Raw genomic sequence first — 18,941 nt, forward strand, 5'->3', positions numbered from 1 at the left:
CCATAAAAAAGCCTTCCAATATTAGAATTAGAAGGCTTTCAAAAACTCAATGTTTTTTAAGCAATCAAGGGCTCAGCTTCATTTTGCATTTTAATCACAGCCGCCATCGACTTGGCAACATAATCAATATTGCTGAGGTTCAGGCCCGCCGTACACATCCGGCCACTACGAACCAGATAAATCCCGTAATGCTGTTTTAATAGATCCACCTGATCGGCAGTGAGGCCGGTATAACTAAACATGCCTTGCTGCTGGGTCAGGTAAGTAAAATCCAGTTCCGGCAGCGCCTCGGACAATTTTTCTTTGAGTAAGCCTCGCATACGTAAAATCCGCTGGCGCATTTCTTCAACTTCAGCCTGCCACTGGCTAAACAGTGCAGGATTATTTAATACTTGGCTGACCAGCAGGGCACCATTCGCTGCTGGACTTGAATAAATCCGGCGCACGGTAGCTTTTAACTGACCCAACACATTTTTCGCACTGCTGCCATCATCACAGACGAAACTTAAGCTACCAATACGTTCTCCATATAAAGAGAAGATTTTGGAAAATGAATGGCTCACGATGAAGTTCATTCCGGCCTGATCGAGTGCACGAATGGCATAAGCATCCTGTTCCAGACCCTGACCAAAACCTTGATACGCCATATCCAGGAACGGAATTAAGGATTGAGATTTCAAGACTTCAATGACTTGATCCCACTCATGCGGCTGTAAGTCGGCCCCGGTCGGATTATGACAGCAGGGATGCAGTAGCACGATGCTCTGCGCTGGCAACTGTTTTAAGCATTTCAGCATCGCCGGAACATTTACGGCATTGGTTTCTGCATCATAATAAGGATAAAAATGGGTTTGAATACCAGCGCCATTAAAGATCGCAATATGGTTTTCCCAAGTCGGTTGACTGACCCAGATTTCTGATTCTGGAAAATATTTCTTTAAAAAATCTGCGCCGACTTTCAGCGCTCCCGAGCCGCCCAAGGTCTGAATTGTGACTACACGGCCTTGCTCGCGAGCAGGGCTGGAAGTTCCAAAAATTAATTTCTGTGCAGCCTGGTTAAAGCTGTTCAGTCCATCCATCGGCAAATAGACACGAACTTTATGATAGTCAGGGGTCAGGTAAGTATAAGCTTTCTGAACTGAGTCTAGCTGCGGCACAATGTTATCTTCATTGTAGTACAGACCAATACTTAAGTTGACTTTGTTACTCCGTTGATCTTTGTTGAATTCCTCCATTAAAGAAAGAATCGGATCACCGGCATAGGGATCAATATGTTGAAACATGAATATTTCCTAATCTAATTAATATAGTATTACGCTTCTGGTAAAGAGCTGATTTTGGTCGTGTTTAACACAGCTGTCTGATTTTCTTTTTTGCGTTTGAAGAAATAAGCAATCATCAGAAGTCCAATCCAGACCGGGATCATAACAACCGCAATTCGCATTTCTGGGGTACTGCTCATAATCAGCAGAATACCGCCCATAAATGCGATACATAAATAGTTAGTGAATGGGTAAGCCACACTTGGAAAATCTGTTTTGGTCTGCATGCGGTTCATTGAGGTCTTGAATTTTAAATGGGTATAGGAAATTACCACCCAGTTAATCACAATGGCTGCGACCACCAGCATCATCAGCATGCTAAAGGCTTTTTCTGGCACCAGATAATTCAACAAGACACATAGGAGCGTACAGAACGCCGAGACCATAACGGCATTGACCGGAATACCACGCTGATTGATTTTAGCTAGAAATTTAGGTGCATTACCTTGTTGAGCTAATCCCAACAGCATGCGGCTGGTACAGTAATTAGTACTGTTATAAACCGAAATCGCTGCGGTTAAAACCACAAAATTCAGAACTGCGGCCACCGTTTGGCTACCAAGTGAATCGAAAATCAGCACGAAAGGACTACCGCCTTGCGCCATCATATTCCAAGGATAAAGCGATAGAATCACCACTAGGCTCAGGATATAAAATAACAGAACACGGTAAACAATCTGGTTCACTGCTTTAGGCAAGGTTTTTTTCGGGTTATCTGTTTCTGCCGCTGCAATGCCGACCAGTTCAATACCGCCAAAAGCAAACATGATCATGGCCATTGCCATAATCAGGCCCATAATCCCATTGGGGAAGAAGCCACCTAATTGCCACAAATTTTCCAGACTGGATTGGCTATGACCACTGCCACTGGCCAGTAAATAACTGCCGAAAGCAATCATGGCAATAATGGCACCGACTTTAATGATTGCTAGCCAGAATTCCATTTCTCCGAATAATTTTACGTGAAGTAAGTTGATTACATTAATGAAAATAAAGAAGCCGAGCGCAGACACCCAGGTTGGGATTTCGGGCCACCAGTAATGCACATACAAACCGACAGCGCTTAATTCGGCCATACAGACCAGAATATTCAGTACCCAATAATTCCAGCCAGACATAAATCCGGCAAACTTGCCCCAGTATTTATAAGCGAAATGGCTAAAAGAACCGCTGACAGGTTCATGTACAATCATTTCACCCAACTGGCGCATCATTAGAAAAGCAATCAAGCCTGCAATGGCATAACCCAGAATAACGGAAGGCCCAGCCAGCTTGATGGTTTGTGAGATGCCGAGAAACAGGCCGGTACCAATGGAACCACCCAGTGCAATAAGTTGAATATGCCGGTTACTTAAACCCTTTTTCAGGTTTCCTTGTTCAATATGCTGCATTTTTATTCATCATCCATGTGAGATTAAGTACTGAACAGTGATGATGGGCTTTATTATTTTTATACCGTCATCGGTGCAGAATCTTAAGTTTTATATAAGCGTATATGTTGAAACAGAGGCAGTAATACCGATGCATATGAACTATATGCATCGGTATATTTTAAACAAAGATCAGGCTTTCGAGATGTCCAGAACGCCACGTTTGATCTGATCACGTTCAATGGATTCAAATAAGGCCTTAAAGTTCCCTTCACCGAAGCCATCGTCATCTTTGCGCTGGATAAACTCAAAGAACACCGGACCAATCATATTTTCAGAGAAAATCTGTAACAGCAGGCGTTTATTACCGTCTTTGGTATTGCCATCTAGCAGGATGCCGCGTTTTTGCAGTTCATCTGCCGGTTCACCATGATTTGGCAAGCGCTCATCCAGCATTTCATAATAGGTGCTTGGCGGCGGTGTCATAAACTTGGTACCTAAGGCTTTAAGCTTGTCCCAGGTTTCCAGAAGATCATCACAAATAAAGGCAATATGCTGAATGCCTTCACCATTAAATTCATTTAAGAATTCAGCAATCTGACCATTACCTTTGTCTGAATCTTCATTCAGTGGAATACGGATCTTACCGTCGGGCGCTGTCAGGGCTTTAGAAGTCAGGCCAGTGTATTCACCTTTAATATCGAAATAGCGGATTTCCTGAAAATTGAAAATCTTTTCATAGAAATCTGACCAGTACTGCATACGGCCTTTATACACATTATGGGTTAAATGATCGATTTCATTTAAACCTGTACCCAGTGGACGGGATGGAACGTTATCAAAGAAAATAAAATCATTCTGGTAAATGTCACAATCCACCAGGAAGATTGGAGAACCGCCAATGCCTTTAATCGCCGGAATGTTCAGCTCCATTGGGCCGATTTTGTTGTAAATTGGCTCCGCACCTATTTCAATTGCTTTTTGAAAGGCTTTCGCAGCATTTTTGGTACGGAATCCCATTGCACAGGCAGAAGGGCCATGCTCTTTATAAAAATATGCTGCATATGATTCAGGCTGATAATTCAGAATGATATTAATATTGCCTTGGCGCCATAAGTAAACATTTTTCGATTTATGCTTCGCCACTTTGGTGAATCCGATGGTTTGAAAAACAGGATCCAGCTGGCCATCTTCAGAGACAAATTCAATAAATTCGAATCCGCACAGTTCTAATGGATTGGCTAATTCATTCATACAACATCCTCATTATTTAAAAGCAATCCTATTGCTCATCTTTTACTGTCTTGTTCAGGACTCACGGATGTATCACTGCCATTTTATATTGAGTAGACAAATCCGTTTGCCTGACTTCTTTTCTTGCTGAACTGCATCGATTCCTGATGCATACAAGAAAAAGAAGGAATTTACCTCATCATACTGGATATAAGATATTATTCAATACGTAATTTAATTACGCAATAAATAATAAAATGAAATAATGGGGTAATTTATAACATAAATTAATGTTATTCATAAAAATATTTTTTAGATGATTCCAAGAAATTAATGCACGGGAAATGTAGCTTTTTGTAAGGCTAAGCCGTCTTAAACGAGCTATTTTGCAAGGCTTGCTGAGCTCAGGTTTTTAGGAAAAGAACCTGAAAAATTGAAATATGCAGAACTTGGTTTTAAATTGATTTTCCACAAAGAAAGAAAAGGCCCTTAAATGGTTAAAGGTTTTACTGCTTGAAAGGAATTTAATCTGTCAGTTTTTCCACTTCTATACTTTCACGATAGATACAGGCAACCTTTATACAGTAGGAAAACACCAATTACCTCGGCCACCGCATTGACGATAGAAATGGAGTTTCCGACCATTAAGGTATTTTCATCATATTTATGTGTAATCAGGGTAAATGAAAAAGCAAGGCATATTGTCGACTTGGACATCGACAACTTTATAAACATTTTGGTGGCTTGGAACAGCTGCAAAGTACTTTATAAAATCTGCGGCAGATCAAGAAGTACCTGCTATTACAATTCGAAGAATAAAAACACAATAAAGAAACTGGCCTTTTGCCAGCTTAGGTCGAATATAGAACGCACAGATAAATTTGTGTAGCCACTCAAAAACGTAAAGCATGGCTAAACAAATGCGTCATCTCTTAATCTCTACGCAGAGGTGAGATCATGAATATTGCAAAAAATACCATCTGCCTTTGGTACGATCACGATGCTGAAGAGGCTGCACGGTTTTATGCGCAAACCTTTCCAGACTCGTCAGTAGGAGCAATAGTCCTTGCCCCTGGAGATTATCCGTCAGGAAAAGAGGGAGATGTCATTACAGTCAATTTTACGGTCTTGGGTATTCCATGTATTGGTTTAAATGGTGGACCAGAATTTAAGCATAATGAAGCTTTTTCCTTTCAAGTGGCCACACAAGATCAGGAAGAAACGGACCGATACTGGAATGCGATTGTGAACAATAGTGGGCAGGAAAGTGAATGTGGCTGGTGTAAGGATAAATGGGGAATTTCCTGGCAGATTATCCCCATGGCTTTACTTGAAGCATCTTACAGTCCAGATCCATTAGTAGCAAAAAGGGCATTCGATGCCATGCTTAAAATGAAGAAAATTGATGTAGCAATAATTCAGGCAGCGGTTCGTGGTTAAGTTATGTGGACTGATACAGCTTATATATCTGATGTTTCCGATGAAGCGAGTCACTTTATGAATAGACATAGATTGAACTAAATTTTAAAAATCTTGCGCTTTTTATTTGTACCGACTCAGATTTAAACTTTAATGAATTGTCAGCTTGAGTTAAACAATACTTTTATAAAAAAGCCCTTGGATTTTTAGAGCCAAGGGCTCTAAATTTTCTGCCATAAGCTTGGTTTTACTGGCTTTTAGGAGCTTGATAGTGAGTAAGTTGCAAATTCATTATTAATCTTTATCAAGACAGAAATTGAGAATTTTATTTATAAGTTTTATATATAAATAATAAGGATTAAAGCAGCTTAAATCATAAAATCTTGCAGTATAAAATTGTAATTGATTGAAAAGCTCAGCTTATAAATTAGCGCCATTCCCTCGAATTTTGATAGAAAAGGCTAAACCATTTTTTAAAAAACCGCGTATTATTTCTGCATTCTTTTTTAACATTGATGTTGAGACTATGATTCGCAATGACTGGACGCGTGACGAGATTCAGGCACTTTATGATCAACCACTGATGGATCTGCTATTTCAGGCACAGCAAATTCATCGTGAGCATTTTGATGCCAATACCGTACAGGTCAGCACCTTGCTCTCTATTAAAACCGGTCGTTGTCCGGAAGACTGTAAATACTGCTCCCAGTCTGCCCATTACGATACAGATCTGGAAATTGAAAAAAGGGTAGAGGTACAAAAAGCGATTGCTGAAGCAAAACAGGCGAAAGAATCAGGATCGACCCGTTTCTGTATGGGCGCAGCGTGGCGGAATCCGCATGAGCGCGATATGCCTTATGTGCTGGAATTGATCCAGGAAGTAAAAAAGCTGGGTATGGAAACCTGCATGACCTTAGGTATGTTGAATGCCTCTCAGGCAGAACGTTTAAAAGATGCTGGACTGGATTATTACAATCATAACCTCGACACTTCGCGTGAATATTACGCGAATGTCATTAGCACTCGAACTTTTGACGATCGCTTAAATACTTTAGACCATGTCCGTTCAGCTGGAATTAATGTATGTAGTGGCGGGATTGTCGGGTTAGGTGAAGGTAAACAGGACCGTGTGGGATTATTATTTGAACTGGCGACCATGCCAATTCACCCAGAATCGGTACCAATTAATATGCTGGTGCCAATCGAAGGAACACCGCTCGCCGATGTGGAAAAGCTGGATGTGATTGACTGGATCCGGACGATTGCCGTAGCACGTATCATCATGCCAAAAAGCTATATCCGTCTGTCTGCAGGCCGTGAATCTCTATCTGATTCGGATCAAGCCTTAGCGTTTATGGCAGGTGCTAACTCGCTGTTCTCAGGTGATAAATTGCTGACTGCACCGAATAGTGGTGAAGGCAAGGACAAAGCACTGTTTGCCAAACTGGGGTTAAAAGCGGAAGCACCGAAGAAAACCGGCCGCGAGCTTGCTATGGATGCCATGCAGCCTGCTTAAATTTTTCAGCTGTATATCAGGGATCATTTCGAAAGAGATTGGTCCCTTTTTTATTGAATAGATGACAAAAAATAGGGAACAGGATTGATGAAAATTCTGCTCATCAGCGGCTGGGGACTGGGGACTCAGGTACTGAACGAATTTGTACAGCAGCTAGAACAGCAGTTAACACCACAGCATCAGATCGAAGTCTGGGATATCTTTGATCCGAATAACGCAGCAGTACTGGCAGAAAAGGTACAGGCTGCAGCTGATAAAGATGTACTGATTGGCTGGTCACTTGGCGGGCAGTTAGCAGTGTTATTGGCTAATGCAATCTATCAGCAGATACAAGTCGCCAAGCCCGTAATTGCCTGTATGTCAAACCCTTGCTTTGTGGCGCAAGAAAACTGGCCTCATGCTATGCCCAAAGTGCAGTATGAGCAATTTAAACATGCGGTGATGTTACAACCTCAACAGGCTCTAAAACGCTTCTGTGCACTGGTCACTTTGGGTTCAGTAGCACCACGAGAACGGGCAAAACATTTACAAGAGCAGTTGGTAAATATTGATTTATCCTATCAGCAGGCTTATCTCTATCTTTTAGAACAATTAAATTTGGTAGATATCTTAAAAAGCTATCCTGGCAAGATGCTATTTATAAATTCTGAGAACGATATGTTAGTTCCCTGCAAAATTATACAAAATATTGCACAGTTCAATGCAGATCATCTGAAGTTGGTAAAAATTTCAGCTGCGCACGATGCTATCCTGTTCGATACCAGTTTGGTCATTGAGCCAATCTTGCAATTTTTACAAAAACTTCGTTAATCAGAAAAATGCTAAAGGTCAGCTAGATGTTCATTTCAGAATTAAACCGTTAAGATCAGGACAGCGCTATTGTTTAGGTTATTTTCCGTGCACGATTCTTTTGATCAGCAGCATATCTGGCATCCCTATACTTCCATGAGTCATCCTTTGCCTTGTTACAAGGTGAGGGCGGCACATGGTGCTGTAATTGAACTGGAAGATGGCACACAGCTGATTGATGGGATGTCGTCCTGGTGGTGCACGATTCATGGTTATAACCATCCAAAGCTGAATCAGGCGGTGCAGACCCAGTTGGAATCCATGTCACATGTGATGTTTGGTGGCCTGACCCATCAGCCAGCGATTGATCTGGCTAAATTGCTGATTGAGATTACTCCAGAGCCACTGGATCGGATTTTCTATGCCGATTCCGGTTCGGTTGCTGTGGAAGTGGCTTTGAAAATGGCGGTGCAATACTGGCATGCGCGTGGTCAGGCACAGAAAAGCAATTTTGTTACTACACGTTCTGGCTATCATGGCGATACCTGGAATGCTATGTCGGTCTGCGATCCGGTCACGGGCATGCACCAGATTTTTGGTTCTAGTCTGCCGAACCGTTATTTTGTTCCAGCACCACAAAGCCGTTTTGATGGTGAATGGCAAGTTGATGATATCCGGCCACTGGAACAATTGTTAGCAGAAAAGCATGAACAGATTGCAGCCATGATTATTGAGCCGATTGTGCAGGGAGCAGGTGGCATGCGCCTGTATCATCCGGAATACCTGCGCCAGGTACGTCAGCTGTGTGATCGTTACAATATCCTGTTAATTCTGGATGAAATCGCGACTGGTTTTGGCCGGAGTGGCAAACTGTTTGCCTGTGAACATGCGGGTATTAGCCCAGATATTATGTGTCTGGGCAAGGCGCTGACTGGTGGTTATATGACCTTGTCAGCCACACTGACAACTGTGCATGTCGCAGAAACCATTTCCAGTGGTGAAGCTGGCGTATTTATGCATGGCCCGACCTTTATGGCGAATCCACTGGCCTGTGCTGTGGCACTCAAAAGCACCCAGCTTTTATTGTCACAGGACTGGCAGGCAAGAGTGCAGCAGATTGAACAAGTATTAAAAGACCATTTACAGCCATTAAATGCATTGCCGCAGGTTGCGGATATCCGCGTACTTGGCGCGATTGGAGTCGTGGAGTTACAGCAATCTGTTGATCTGGCTAGCTTCCAGGCAGAATGTGTACGCCGTGGCGTATGGATTCGTCCCTTTGGTCGGTTGGTCTATGTGATGCCACCATTTGTGATTTCTGCTGAACAACTTAAAACTTTACTGGTGCATATGTGCGAGATGATTCAGGCAATGGGAACAACAGAATGAAGCATCTGGAACATTTTCAGCAGCAACTGGATAATTTGAAACAGCAGGGCCAGTACCGCCAGTTTAAGCAGGGGATTTCCAGCCAGCCTTATCTTCAGCTGAATGGGATTGAAATGCTGAATCTGGCATCCAATGACTATCTTGGCTTGGCGGCCAATCTGCAGCTACGGGAAGAATTTTTTGATCTGACACCGCTTGCTGAACGACAGATGAGTGCCAGTTCTTCGCGCCTGCTGACTGGAAATTTCCCGGCCTATGAACAGCTGGAGACCAGCATGGCACAGGCTTTTGGTCGTTCGGTGCTGTTGTTTAACAGCGGCTATCATATGAATATCGGGATTCTGCCAGCATTGGCGGATAGCAAGACCATTATTATTGCCGACAAGCTGGTACATGCCAGCATCATTGATGGTATCCGTTTATCCAATGCCAGCTATGTACGCTACCGGCACAATGATCTGGAACATCTACAACAGCTTTTAGTAAAGTATCAGGCAGATGATAATATTCAGCGCATCATTGTCGTCACTGAATCCATTTTTAGTATGGATGGTGATGAAACGCATCTCGGTGCATTAGTGGCACTCAAACAGCAATTTGATAAGGTTATGCTGTATGTGGATGAAGCCCATGCCATTGGTGTGCGTGGTGAACACGGGCTGGGTTGTGCCGAGCAGTATCAGGTCATAGACCAGATTGACCTGCTGGTCGGAACTTTTGGTAAGGCGCTGGCTTCAGTCGGTGGCTATCTGGTCTGTCATCCGCTTATTCGTGAATATCTGATCAACAGCATGCGTCCGCTAATTTTTAGTACTGCACAGCCCCCAATCTGTATGGCCTGGACGCATTTTATTTTCCAGAAAATGCAAGAAATGCAGGAAGAGCGCCAACAGCTTGCCAGTCTGGCCAGGCGCTGTCATCAGGGCATTCAGGCCTTGGGTTATGCTTGTCCATCCAGTTCTCAAATTGTACCGGTAATTATTGGCGATGCAGCCAAAACCGTCGCTGCAGCAGAATATGTACAGCAAAAGGGTTTTTATGTCCTGCCAGTACGTCCACCGACTGTACCTAAAAACACTTCCAGATTGCGAATCTGTTTACATCAGCAGGTTAGTCCGGTACAGCTGCAACAGTTGCAGGATGCTCTGCAGGAGTTGCCACGATGAAAACTGATCAGGTCGCGCAGCGCTTTGCTCAGGCACAGTCCAGCTATGAACAGCATGCTATTGCCCAGCGTCGGGTAGCAATGCAACTGTTCCAGTATATGCAAGCGCATATTCCGGTAAATTTACAGCGTATCCTGGAAATTGGCTGTGGTTCAGGTCTGTTTACCCGTCAGCTAATGCAGCATTACAGTTTCGACCAGTTGTTTTTAAATGACCTTTATCCAGAAGTTAAACAGCATTTTGAGGAAGATGGCCGGATTTACTGGGGAATTGGCAATATCGAAACTTTGCCACTTCCACAATCGCTGGATCTGGTGGTGTCCTGTTCTGCCTTGCAATGGGTGCAGCATCTGGACGCTTTATTTGGGAAAATTCATCAGGCTTTAAATCCGTCTGGCTGGTTCTGCTTTGCCAGCTATGCACAGGACAATTTAAAAGAAATTAAAGTATTGACTGGACAGGGGCTGGAATATCGCTCACTTCCACAAATGGTTGAACTGCTGGAATCTTGTGGTTATGAGGTCCTGATACAGGAGGAACAGCGCCTGATTCTGGAGTTTGAACATCCTCGCGAGGTACTGAAACATATCAAGGCCACCGGCGTACAGGCGACGGCAGATGGTTTCCGCTGGAGCAAATCTTCTTTGCGGCTTTTTTATGAGCAATATCAACAATTCCAGCTACCAGATAGCCAGAAGTATCCTTTGACCTATCACCCGATTTATCTCATTGCACGGAAGCGCTCATGAACGCAAACATCTATTTTGTCAGCGGTATAGATACCGGTATTGGCAAGACCTATGCCACCGGTTTTCTGGCCAAAATCTGGAATGCGCAGGGCATTCGTACTATTACCCAGAAGTTGATCCAGACGGGCAACACTGATCTCTCTGAAGATATCGAACAGCATCGCAAGATCATGGGCTGTGGCTTGCTGCCAGAAGATCAGCAAAAGCTAACTATGCCGGAAATTTATAGCTATCCGGCATCGCCCCATCTGGCAGCACGTTTGGACCAGCGTCCAGTAGATTTTCAAAAAATTGAACAGGCCACACAGCAACTGGCCGCACAGTTTGACCGTGTTCTGCTGGAAGGAGCAGGTGGCCTGATGGTACCACTGACAGAAGACCTGCTCACCGTAGACTATATTGCCGCACAGCAGCTTCCTGTCATTCTGGTGACCTCAGGTCGTCTTGGCAGTATCAACCACACTCTGCTCAGTCTGGAACTGCTCAAGCAGCGTAAGATTGAGCTGTATGCGCTGGCATTTAACCATGCCGATGATGCTCAGGATGAAGTCATTGCACAGGATACTATTCAGTATCTGCAGCAATGTTTGCAAAAGGATTTTTCAAATGCACAGTGGCTGGATATTCCGGTATTTCAGGAAAGCTGAATCTCTGTTTTAGCCTGGTAGTATGGTGCTATGCAATAAAGAAAATTCATCCGGAACAGTTTCTGTTGACCGGATTTGTGCTGTCGAGAATGTGAAATTTATAGCGTACTGGAACAAAAGCCTGCCTGATTCGGACAGGGTGGTCATTCAGCTAAACTTTTTTCTGCCGGAAAATATTTTAAGTTGAAGCGTAGCTCTCTGTCTGATCCTGCTACTGTAACAAGATGAGAATCTCAATTTAGATATTATTTTTGTGGCTCGGCGCATTCCTGTTCAAAGTATGCGGTGGTACTTTTCCTGAAATGAATAACCTCTAGAACATGAAAATTAATTTCTTATATTCAAAAATCTATAAAAATTAAGAATGAAAATAGGGCTTTTATAATAAATATATATATTATAAGGTTATAATATTAAAGTTGAGTATAATGCTTGGATTTTGATCTAAGCTCAGTCTCAATATTCCTTCACTTCGGTCAATTCGAGAGAATGTTTTGCTGAAACGTAGTGGGTTACTGTTGGCATGTGCAACGCTGCTATTACAGTTTGCTGTATATTTACAGCCGCTATTACCGGAGCAATACCATATTGCCCCGGTCTGTCTCTCTATTACACATAATCTTCTCTCACCGAAGCAGCATCAGCATGTACACGCAAGCTATCATGCGTTGATTGACCATCTGGGGGCCGAATCCGGCCATCATCATGACCATAATGAACATAACCATCAATGCCAGTACTGTACCGTATATGGTGACATTGTGCTGCCGTTTAATTTTGGTATTGATGAGGTCATTGACCGGATTCAGGTAAAGCTGAGTTTCTATAAATCCGCTTACCGACATGTCTATTTTTCCCTGCAACGGCTGTATTTGCTACCGCAAGGCAGAGCACCTCCTGTCACGCTTTAATACGCCAAGTCCGGTAAGGCATGACCTTGCCGCTATCTAAAACGTTTTAAAGAGTGAAATAACATGAACATCACAAATTTCGCATGGCTGACCCATGACGGAGCGAACCCGCTTAGCCTGGAAAAAGGGCAGGATGCAGATATTAAAGTCCTACAGATTTGCAACATTGTGAAAATCGTATACGGCCTAAACTACAAAATAATGAAGCCATTTCAGCTGTTTAAGCTGAAGTTCTCTCACCAACAACTTCTACAATAAGGTGATGACATGGATTTAGGTTTAACTGCGCTGGAACTGGCACGTATCCAATTTGCCTTTACTGTCTCCTTTCATATTATTTTCCCTGCGATTTCCATCGGTTTGGCCAGCTTTCTGGCCGTTCTGGAATGGCGCTGGCTCAAAACCCAAGATCCAGTTTACCGGGATCTGTTTAAATTCTGGATCAAAATTTTTGCATTAGCCTTCGGTATGGGGGTGGTCTCTGGTGTGGTCATGAGTTATCAGTTCGGCACCAACTGGAGTGAATTTTCCAGAGTGGCTGGAAGTGTCACTGGACCACTGCTGGCTTATGAAGTCTTGACAGCTTTTTTCCTGGAAGCCGGTTTCCTCGGTATCATGCTCTTTGGCTGGGATCGGGTCGGTCCGAAAACCCATTTTTTTGCTACGGTAATGGTTGCCCTTGGTACCTGTATTTCCATGTTCTGGATTCTGTCCTCCAACAGCTGGATGCAGACCCCGCAGGGTTTTATTATTGAAAATGGCATCATCATGCCGCAGGACTGGTTTGCTATCGTGTTTAACCCGTCTTTTCCGTATCGTCTATTGCATATGGGGATTGCTGCCTTTCTGGTTTCGGCACTGCTGGTAGCGGCTACAGCTGCTTGGCATCTACTTAAAGGTCGCCGTGATGCACTGGTCAAAAAGTCTTTTTCCATGGCGATGTGGATGATTCTGGTGCTGGCACCCCTACAGGTAATTGTAGGAGATTTTCATGGTTTAAATACCCGTGAATATCAGCCAGCCAAGATTGCTGCGATTGAAGGACACTGGGAAACTAACCGTGGTGAAGGAATGCCACTTTATCTGTTTGGTATTCCAGATATGGAAGCCGAAGAAACCAAATATGCTATCGGCATACCAAACTTGGGCAGCCTGATTCTGACCCATAGTATGGACGGTGAAGTGCAGGGTCTAAAAGATTTTGCGCCTGAAGACCGCCCAAACTCGCTGGTAGTGTTCTGGAGCTTCCGCATCATGGTCGGTCTGGGCATGCTGATGCTTTTGATGGCGCTGGCGGGTCTGATCTTGCGTAAAACGGGTCGTTTCTATGAAGCCCGCTGGTTGCACCGATTCGCCTTTTTCATGGGACCTTCCGGATTTATTGCTTTACTGGCAGGCTGGTTTACTACGGAAGTGGGCCGTCAGCCATGGGTGGTCTATGGGGTTATGCGCACTCGTGATGCACTCTCACCTGTATCAGCTGAACAGGTCGGACTTACTCTGATTATCTTTGTAGTGGTCTATTGTGTCGTATTTGGTGTCGGGATTTATTACATGCTGAAAATGATGCATAAGGGACCAGAATTTATCCATGCCCGTCCGCATACTGAGGGTGAAGTCATCCGTGCGTCTAAACGTCCAATGAGTACCTTTGAGCAAAATGAAGAGGATGACCGTGCTCAACGTGATCAGGAGAATAACAAATGATTGACCTGTCATTGATCTGGATTGCGATCATCGCGCTCGGTGTACTGATGTATGTGGTACTGGATGGCTTTGATCTGGGCATAGGCATTCTGTTTCCCTTCTTTAAGGATCAGCATGAACGCGATGTGATGATGAATACCGTGGCACCGGTTTGGGATGGCAATGAAACCTGGATGGTACTCGGTGGAGCAGGTCTGTTTGCAGCCTTTCCACTGGTCTATTCAACCGTGCTGTCCGCGCTATATATGCCGATTATCTTGATGGTCATCTCACTGATTTTCCGAGGAGTTGCCTTTGAATTTCGCTTTAAGGCACATCGTGGCAGGCATTGGTGGGATATCGCTTTTATTGGTGGTTCGCTTCTGACCTCTTTCTTGCAAGGCGTAATTCTTGGCGCTTACATTCAGGGCATTAAAACCACGAATGGCATTTATAGCGGTGGTGGACTGGACTGGTTGACTCCATTTTCGCTGTTTACCGGAGTAGGTGTGGTAATCCTGTATGCAACCCTAGGTTGTGGCTGGCTGATCTTTAAAACCGACCACGAGTTACAGGACAAAATGTTCCAGTTGATGCCAAAACTTATCATTGTGTTATTACTGGTCTTTGGAGCAGTTAGTCTGTATACGCCATTGGCACATCAACAGATTGCCGAGCGCTGGTTTAGTCAACCACAGATTTTCTATTTTAGTCCGGTGCCGATACTGGTTGTATTATTTACATTTATGGCGCTGCGTGCCTGTAAACGCCGTCAGGAATTTGCACCGTTCATCTATACCTTGGCGCTGGTGATCCTGGCTTACACCGGTTTTCTCATTAGCCTTTGGCCTTATATCATTCCGCCAAGTGTTACCCTTTGGGAAGCCGCCGCACCGCAAAGCAGTCAGCTGTTTTCCTTGATTGGTGCATTGATCCTCATCCCAATTATCCTGTTTTATACCGGTCTGTCTTATTGGGTGTTCCGGGATAAGGTACGGGTAGGTGATGATGGCTATCATTAGGCTTGTGGAGGAAACAGGATGAAACTGAATCGGGCAGGTTGGTTTATTGTGTTATGGCTTGCAGGCTTTGTCACAATGGCTCTCATTGCAGGCTTTTTCCGCTTCCTGCTAAAGCTGGCATATTGATTGTGTAGTAGGTCTCAAGATTCTACATTTTTCTTAAGACAATAAAAAAACCTCCCGATGTGATGGGAGGTTTTTTTATCTGTTTTCAGCTTTAGGATTAAAATAATAATACTGTCAGGCAGGTGTTGATCTGTATTCAGGAGAAGAAGTAAAACATACAACAACCCAGACCAAACTTTGAATCAGCAGAATTACAATTCTCTCCAGATTGTATTTTCATCTTTTAGTGCAACAGTAAAGTTAAACTGGTTGTCTGTAGTGACCAATAGACTGGTTGGTGTTTGCATAACTACTTTCAGCACTGTACCTTCTTCATAAATAATTGGCGTGCAGTTTTCTTTTTCCAAGGTGATTGGCTTCAGTAGTTCAATTACAGAGCTTTCCATGAGTTAACTTCCCGCGGTTATTATGTTTACTATTCATTCAAGGATAGCATAATTTTTCTTTGTTATTTAATAGTTTTTGCAAAATGAAAAATTGGAATGATCTCTTTCAATAGTGCATATCGCTGTAGTGTAGGATGGAAAATAACCATATATCGTATCTATTCTGTACAGGCTTGTTAACTGATGTTAAAACCAACAAAAGATGGATCACAGGATGCGTCACATAAGTATTCAGTTCACTACACACATAATGATTCATGCTTACAAATAGATTGATAAAAATAAGCAGTTTTCAGGCAGATATTTTTTTGATCAGGTTGAAAAACCTGTTATGAACTGCTTTACACTGCTGCAGATTTCATCATGATTGATTGACCTGAGGTCTACTAAAAATAAGGAGCATGCAAAGGACATGTTTAAGTCTTTCTTTCCAAAACCCGTCTGGTTTTTTCTCAGCGTGGTGGTGTGGTTCTTTATCAACCTCGCGATCTGGCATAGTGGAGGTTCAAGCTGGGGCAGTTATGTGGGTTTTAGCGAAGGCTACCATGAAGCGACGATGGCGATTGATATCAGCCGTTTCTGGTCACAGAAATTCCTGTGGTTCTATCTCTGGTTCCTGACTGCAACTGCGCTTTTTGCAGGATTCTGGTATGTGGTAGCGCGTCATCCCTGGCAGCGCTGGTCGGTGTGGGGTTCGGCCTTTATCCTGTTCAATATCTGGTTTGGGGTTCAGGTCAATGTTGTGCTGAATGAATGGTACAGTCCGTTCTATGACCAGATACAGAAGATGCTGACCAGTGGTGGTGGGGACGTAACTTTGCTCTATCAGGGCGCATTGGTCTTTATCTATATCGCGATGATTTATGTCACCCTGGCAGTATTTAACATGTTCTTTGTCAGTCATTATGTGTTCCGTTGGCGGACAGCAATGAATGATTACTATACGGCTTACTGGGAAAAGCTGCGGCATATTGAGGGGGCTTCACAGCGTATTCAGGAAGATACCATGCGCTTTGCTCGCAGTACTGAAGAACTCGGCGTTTCCTTTATTGAATCGTTTATGTTGCTGATGGCTTTTTTGCCAGTTCTGTATAAGCTTTCAAGTCACGTCAAGACCTTACCCATTGTGGGTGAGATTAGTCACGCGCTGGTCTGGGCATCCTTGGGCTGGGCGGTCTTTGGTACAGTGGTATTAATGGTCGTTGGTATGAAACTGCCAGGACTGGAGTTTAATAACCAGAAAGTCGAAGCGGCTTACCGTAAAGAACTGGTATATGGGGAAGATCATGCCGAACGTGCCCAGCCACTGACACTAAAAGAGCTGTTTAGCCGGGTGCGCTGGAATTATTTCCGCCTGTATTTCCACTATGCCTATTTCAATATGGTACGGATCTGGTATTTGCAGCTCGACAATATCTATGGCCTGTTTGTGCTATTTCCGAGTATTGCAGCGGGAGTAATTACTTTAGGTCTGATGATGCAGATCCTGAATGTGTTTAATAAGGTCCGTGAATCATTCCAGTACCTGATTTTGTCTTGGCCAAAGATTATCGAGTTAATGTCGATCTACAAGCGTCTGAAAGCGTTTGAATCTCATATTCATTAAAAAATAGTGTTTGGTATTTTAAAAAGACCAGCCTTATGGCGGGTCTTTTTTATATCAACTCAGGATTGGCCGGAGTATCCGATGAACGGTCAGTTATAGGCAAAATATTTGTAAAACCTCCCAATTTGGGGATATTCAGTGAATATTCGCTTGACTAGAATCCTAAGGGCCAAACGTGTTTGGTACTTAATTTTCAACCCCGCTGACGTATAAAAATAATAAATGTACGTTGATGAAAATTAAGTATTTTAATGCTCATAAACTGAATGCGGATGGTGGAGAGTGGTTTGCTATGCAAGTATAAAAGCTCGATCCAGCCTGCCAGATGAGTGACCAAAGAAGTACGTACTTCCTTCTTTGGTCTTTTTTCTTGAGCAGGTTTTATCTCAAAAATAATACTGCACCACATGAAAGTTAATGCAAATAATTTCAAAAATAACCATTAAAATGTCTCATAGTTATCATTTTTGATATTTTTAAATTTAAAAATAATTCTATTAATCAGATGCTTGTATTTGTTGTTTGCACAGTTTTGCATTATTTTATGTGAATGCTTTGGGTTGAGATATCTACGGTGAAACTGAAAGTATTTTTATTGATAACAATAACAATGAGCTTGGCAGCGTGTAATAGCATGCAAGGCGCAAAGAAAAATATATTACATCCTTTTCACAGTCCTCAGGAACTGATTGTGAAACGGGGCATCAATCAGCCAGATGGCAAGGCGAAAGACTATGTCTATCTATGGGATCAACAACAGCGCCATAATACCACTCAGGCCATGTATCCACGTTCCGTCATGACGCAATATTGCCATGAACAGGGGGGCAAGTTATCCCTGCTGTATAAGAGCAAATTTGGTCTGGTGAATGATTCTGCCCAGCGTACACGTCTCGCTGCAAATCGAGGTGTTGTACAGGGAATCGGTGCCTATAAATGTACGATGGGTGATCTTGCGGAAAGCTGGATTGTGTCGATTGAACCTGTTGCGGAACGTCAGGCAGAAAATAATAGCAAGACCCGTAACGTTCGGTTGCTGACCCGACTGATGAAAACAGCTGAAGCACATAATTTTTATCAGGCGGCTGCGAGCACTGCGAAGACAGCCAAGAAACAGGTCAATGTGGTGAAGGCAACGGCTACTGCCAAAACGTCTGTAACAGCAAAACCAACAGTAGAACAGAAAGACCACGATCGTAAAGAGCTTGAGCGCAAAGAACTGGCCAAAGTCGAAGTTGAGAAGAAAGAGCCTAAGCCGGTGACAGTTGCCGCTCCACGTGCAAGTGTGAACGAAACCCCACAACAGCAGCAAATGAAGCTGTATGTGACTGCCCGGCGTGACATTAATAATGGTAGAAACCTGAATAATGCCTGTAATAATGCTCAGCGTGCTTATAACTATGGCAAGCAGCAAGGCACAGAAGGAACGCGGGTTTATACTGAATCCGGTATGTTGGTGGCGCGTTGTCTGACCAGTATTTCGACGTATAGCAGCCGTTTTCCAAATGCCAAAGGACAGGCTCAACGCGTCCTGAACGGACTGGCATCGCAATATAATCATGCGGGTGCTAAGAATATGTTGAAACAGCTCAATTAAAAGAATC

18 protein-coding genes and 1 pseudogene are annotated in these 18,941 nt (G+C 43.5%); 14 read left to right on the forward strand and 5 right to left on the reverse strand.

All coding sequences use genetic code 11. The features are described 5' to 3' along the window. Window positions 1-56 precede the first annotated feature (56 nt). The 4 genes and pseudogenes from F955_RS08165 to F955_RS16840 all read right to left on the reverse strand — a co-directional run. Complete coding sequence (locus F955_RS08165; protein WP_004893354.1) at window positions 57-1,283, reverse strand: amino acid aminotransferase; 1,227 nt, start codon at window positions 1,281-1,283, stop codon at window positions 57-59. A 29-nt stretch (window positions 1,284-1,312) separates the two neighbouring features. Beyond that, the gene (locus F955_RS08170) at window positions 1,313-2,713 is read right to left on the reverse strand and encodes an amino acid permease (protein WP_004893355.1); all 1,401 of its coding nucleotides are present in this window, start codon (window positions 2,711-2,713) and stop codon (window positions 1,313-1,315) included. A gap of 171 nt (window positions 2,714-2,884) precedes the next feature. Beyond that, entirely contained in the window at window positions 2,885-3,946 is a 1,062-nt protein-coding gene (hppD, locus tag F955_RS08175; protein ID WP_004893356.1) for a 4-hydroxyphenylpyruvate dioxygenase, read from the reverse strand. A 503-nt stretch (window positions 3,947-4,449) separates the two neighbouring features. Beyond that, a pseudogene (locus F955_RS16840) lies at window positions 4,450-4,603 on the reverse strand (spinster family MFS transporter); the annotation flags it as partial. Between the two features lie 279 nt (window positions 4,604-4,882). Between F955_RS16840 and F955_RS08180 the strand changes: the two are divergent. The 12 genes from F955_RS08180 to F955_RS16595 all read left to right on the forward strand — a co-directional run bounded on the left by F955_RS08180 (window position 4,883) and on the right by F955_RS16595 (window position 15,345). After that, the gene (locus F955_RS08180) at window positions 4,883-5,365 is read left to right on the forward strand and encodes a VOC family protein (RefSeq protein WP_004893357.1); all 483 of its coding nucleotides are present in this window, start codon (window positions 4,883-4,885) and stop codon (window positions 5,363-5,365) included. A gap of 505 nt (window positions 5,366-5,870) precedes the next feature. After that, the gene (bioB, locus tag F955_RS08185) at window positions 5,871-6,860 is read left to right on the forward strand and encodes a biotin synthase BioB (RefSeq protein ID WP_008305604.1); all 990 of its coding nucleotides are present in this window, start codon (window positions 5,871-5,873) and stop codon (window positions 6,858-6,860) included. Window positions 6,861-6,947: 87 nt separating this feature from the next. Continuing rightward, window positions 6,948-7,670: an alpha/beta hydrolase family protein gene (locus tag F955_RS08190; protein ID WP_004811016.1), complete on the forward strand. Its 723-nt coding sequence runs from the start codon at window positions 6,948-6,950 to the stop codon at window positions 7,668-7,670. Window positions 7,671-7,757: 87 nt separating this feature from the next. Beyond that, window positions 7,758-9,038 (forward strand): adenosylmethionine--8-amino-7-oxononanoate transaminase, encoded by a 1,281-nt coding sequence (gene bioA / locus F955_RS08195; protein WP_017401651.1) that lies wholly within the window; start codon window positions 7,758-7,760, stop codon window positions 9,036-9,038. Then, a complete protein-coding gene (locus tag F955_RS08200; RefSeq protein WP_004811013.1) occupies window positions 9,035-10,204 on the forward strand; it encodes an 8-amino-7-oxononanoate synthase in 1,170 nt (389 codons plus the stop codon). Before bioA ends, F955_RS08200 begins: the two co-directional genes overlap by 4 nt. Next, window positions 10,201-10,953, forward strand: a complete 753-nt coding sequence (gene bioC, locus F955_RS08205) for a malonyl-ACP O-methyltransferase BioC (protein ID WP_004893360.1) — start codon at window positions 10,201-10,203, stop codon at window positions 10,951-10,953. The genes F955_RS08200 and bioC overlap by 4 nt, the downstream gene beginning before the upstream one ends. Continuing rightward, window positions 10,950-11,600, forward strand: coding sequence for a dethiobiotin synthase (gene bioD, locus F955_RS08210; RefSeq protein WP_004893362.1), 651 nt, complete (start codon window positions 10,950-10,952; stop codon window positions 11,598-11,600). The genes bioC and bioD overlap by 4 nt, the downstream gene beginning before the upstream one ends. A 494-nt stretch (window positions 11,601-12,094) precedes the next feature. Next, entirely contained in the window at window positions 12,095-12,511 is a 417-nt protein-coding gene (locus tag F955_RS08215) for a hypothetical protein (RefSeq protein ID WP_004811008.1), read from the forward strand. Between the two features lie 63 nt (window positions 12,512-12,574). Beyond that, window positions 12,575-12,769: a hypothetical protein gene (locus tag F955_RS08220; protein ID WP_004893363.1), complete on the forward strand. Its 195-nt coding sequence runs from the start codon at window positions 12,575-12,577 to the stop codon at window positions 12,767-12,769. Window positions 12,770-12,778: 9 nt separating this feature from the next. Beyond that, complete coding sequence (locus F955_RS08225; RefSeq protein WP_004811005.1) at window positions 12,779-14,218, forward strand: cytochrome ubiquinol oxidase subunit I; 1,440 nt, start codon at window positions 12,779-12,781, stop codon at window positions 14,216-14,218. Further along, window positions 14,215-15,219: a cytochrome d ubiquinol oxidase subunit II gene (gene cydB, locus F955_RS08230; protein ID WP_004811002.1), complete on the forward strand. Its 1,005-nt coding sequence runs from the start codon at window positions 14,215-14,217 to the stop codon at window positions 15,217-15,219. The genes F955_RS08225 and cydB overlap by 4 nt, the downstream gene beginning before the upstream one ends. An 18-nt stretch (window positions 15,220-15,237) precedes the next feature. Then, window positions 15,238-15,345 (forward strand): hypothetical protein, encoded by a 108-nt coding sequence (locus tag F955_RS16595; RefSeq protein WP_017401650.1) that lies wholly within the window; start codon window positions 15,238-15,240, stop codon window positions 15,343-15,345. 191 nt (window positions 15,346-15,536) lie between these two features. Here F955_RS16595 and F955_RS08235 read toward each other — a convergent pair whose 3' ends face one another. Continuing rightward, window positions 15,537-15,731, reverse strand: a complete 195-nt coding sequence (locus F955_RS08235) for a hypothetical protein (RefSeq protein WP_004810999.1) — start codon at window positions 15,729-15,731, stop codon at window positions 15,537-15,539. A gap of 412 nt (window positions 15,732-16,143) precedes the next feature. Between F955_RS08235 and sbmA the strand changes: the two genes are divergently transcribed. Both sbmA and F955_RS08250 read left to right on the forward strand, forming a co-directional pair. Beyond that, window positions 16,144-17,337 (forward strand): peptide antibiotic transporter SbmA, encoded by a 1,194-nt coding sequence (sbmA, locus tag F955_RS08240; RefSeq protein ID WP_004893364.1) that lies wholly within the window; start codon window positions 16,144-16,146, stop codon window positions 17,335-17,337. Window positions 17,338-17,947: 610 nt separating this feature from the next. Beyond that, complete coding sequence (locus tag F955_RS08250) at window positions 17,948-18,934, forward strand: hypothetical protein (protein WP_004893365.1); 987 nt, start codon at window positions 17,948-17,950, stop codon at window positions 18,932-18,934. The last annotated feature ends 7 nt before the right edge of the window (window positions 18,935-18,941 follow it).

The organism is Acinetobacter schindleri CIP 107287, from assembly GCF_000368625.1.
GTDB lineage: Bacteria > Pseudomonadota > Gammaproteobacteria > Pseudomonadales > Moraxellaceae > Acinetobacter > Acinetobacter schindleri.

What these genes read in the sequence shown, in the direction of transcription:
- F955_RS08165 (WP_004893354.1), bottom strand. Translation starts at nt 1,283, where the DNA reads ATGTTTCAACATATTGATCCCTATGCCGGTGATCCGATTCTTTCTTTA.
- F955_RS08170 (WP_004893355.1), bottom strand. Translation starts at nt 2,713, where the DNA reads ATGCAGCATATTGAACAAGGAAACCTGAAAAAGGGTTTAAGTAACCGG.
- hppD (WP_004893356.1), bottom strand. Translation starts at nt 3,946, where the DNA reads ATGAATGAATTAGCCAATCCATTAGAACTGTGCGGATTCGAATTTATT.
- F955_RS08180 (WP_004893357.1), top strand. Translation starts at nt 4,883, where the DNA reads ATGAATATTGCAAAAAATACCATCTGCCTTTGGTACGATCACGATGCT.
- bioB (WP_008305604.1), top strand. Translation starts at nt 5,871, where the DNA reads ATGATTCGCAATGACTGGACGCGTGACGAGATTCAGGCACTTTATGAT.
- F955_RS08190 (WP_004811016.1), top strand. Translation starts at nt 6,948, where the DNA reads ATGAAAATTCTGCTCATCAGCGGCTGGGGACTGGGGACTCAGGTACTG.
- F955_RS08200 (WP_004811013.1), top strand. Translation starts at nt 9,035, where the DNA reads ATGAAGCATCTGGAACATTTTCAGCAGCAACTGGATAATTTGAAACAG.
- bioC (WP_004893360.1), top strand. Translation starts at nt 10,201, where the DNA reads ATGAAAACTGATCAGGTCGCGCAGCGCTTTGCTCAGGCACAGTCCAGC.
- bioD (WP_004893362.1), top strand. Translation starts at nt 10,950, where the DNA reads ATGAACGCAAACATCTATTTTGTCAGCGGTATAGATACCGGTATTGGC.
- F955_RS08220 (WP_004893363.1), top strand. Translation starts at nt 12,575, where the DNA reads ATGAACATCACAAATTTCGCATGGCTGACCCATGACGGAGCGAACCCG.
- F955_RS08225 (WP_004811005.1), top strand. Translation starts at nt 12,779, where the DNA reads ATGGATTTAGGTTTAACTGCGCTGGAACTGGCACGTATCCAATTTGCC.
- cydB (WP_004811002.1), top strand. Translation starts at nt 14,215, where the DNA reads ATGATTGACCTGTCATTGATCTGGATTGCGATCATCGCGCTCGGTGTA.
- F955_RS16595 (WP_017401650.1), top strand. Translation starts at nt 15,238, where the DNA reads ATGAAACTGAATCGGGCAGGTTGGTTTATTGTGTTATGGCTTGCAGGC.
- F955_RS08235 (WP_004810999.1), bottom strand. Translation starts at nt 15,731, where the DNA reads ATGGAAAGCTCTGTAATTGAACTACTGAAGCCAATCACCTTGGAAAAA.
- sbmA (WP_004893364.1), top strand. Translation starts at nt 16,144, where the DNA reads ATGTTTAAGTCTTTCTTTCCAAAACCCGTCTGGTTTTTTCTCAGCGTG.
- F955_RS08250 (WP_004893365.1), top strand. Translation starts at nt 17,948, where the DNA reads ATGAGCTTGGCAGCGTGTAATAGCATGCAAGGCGCAAAGAAAAATATA.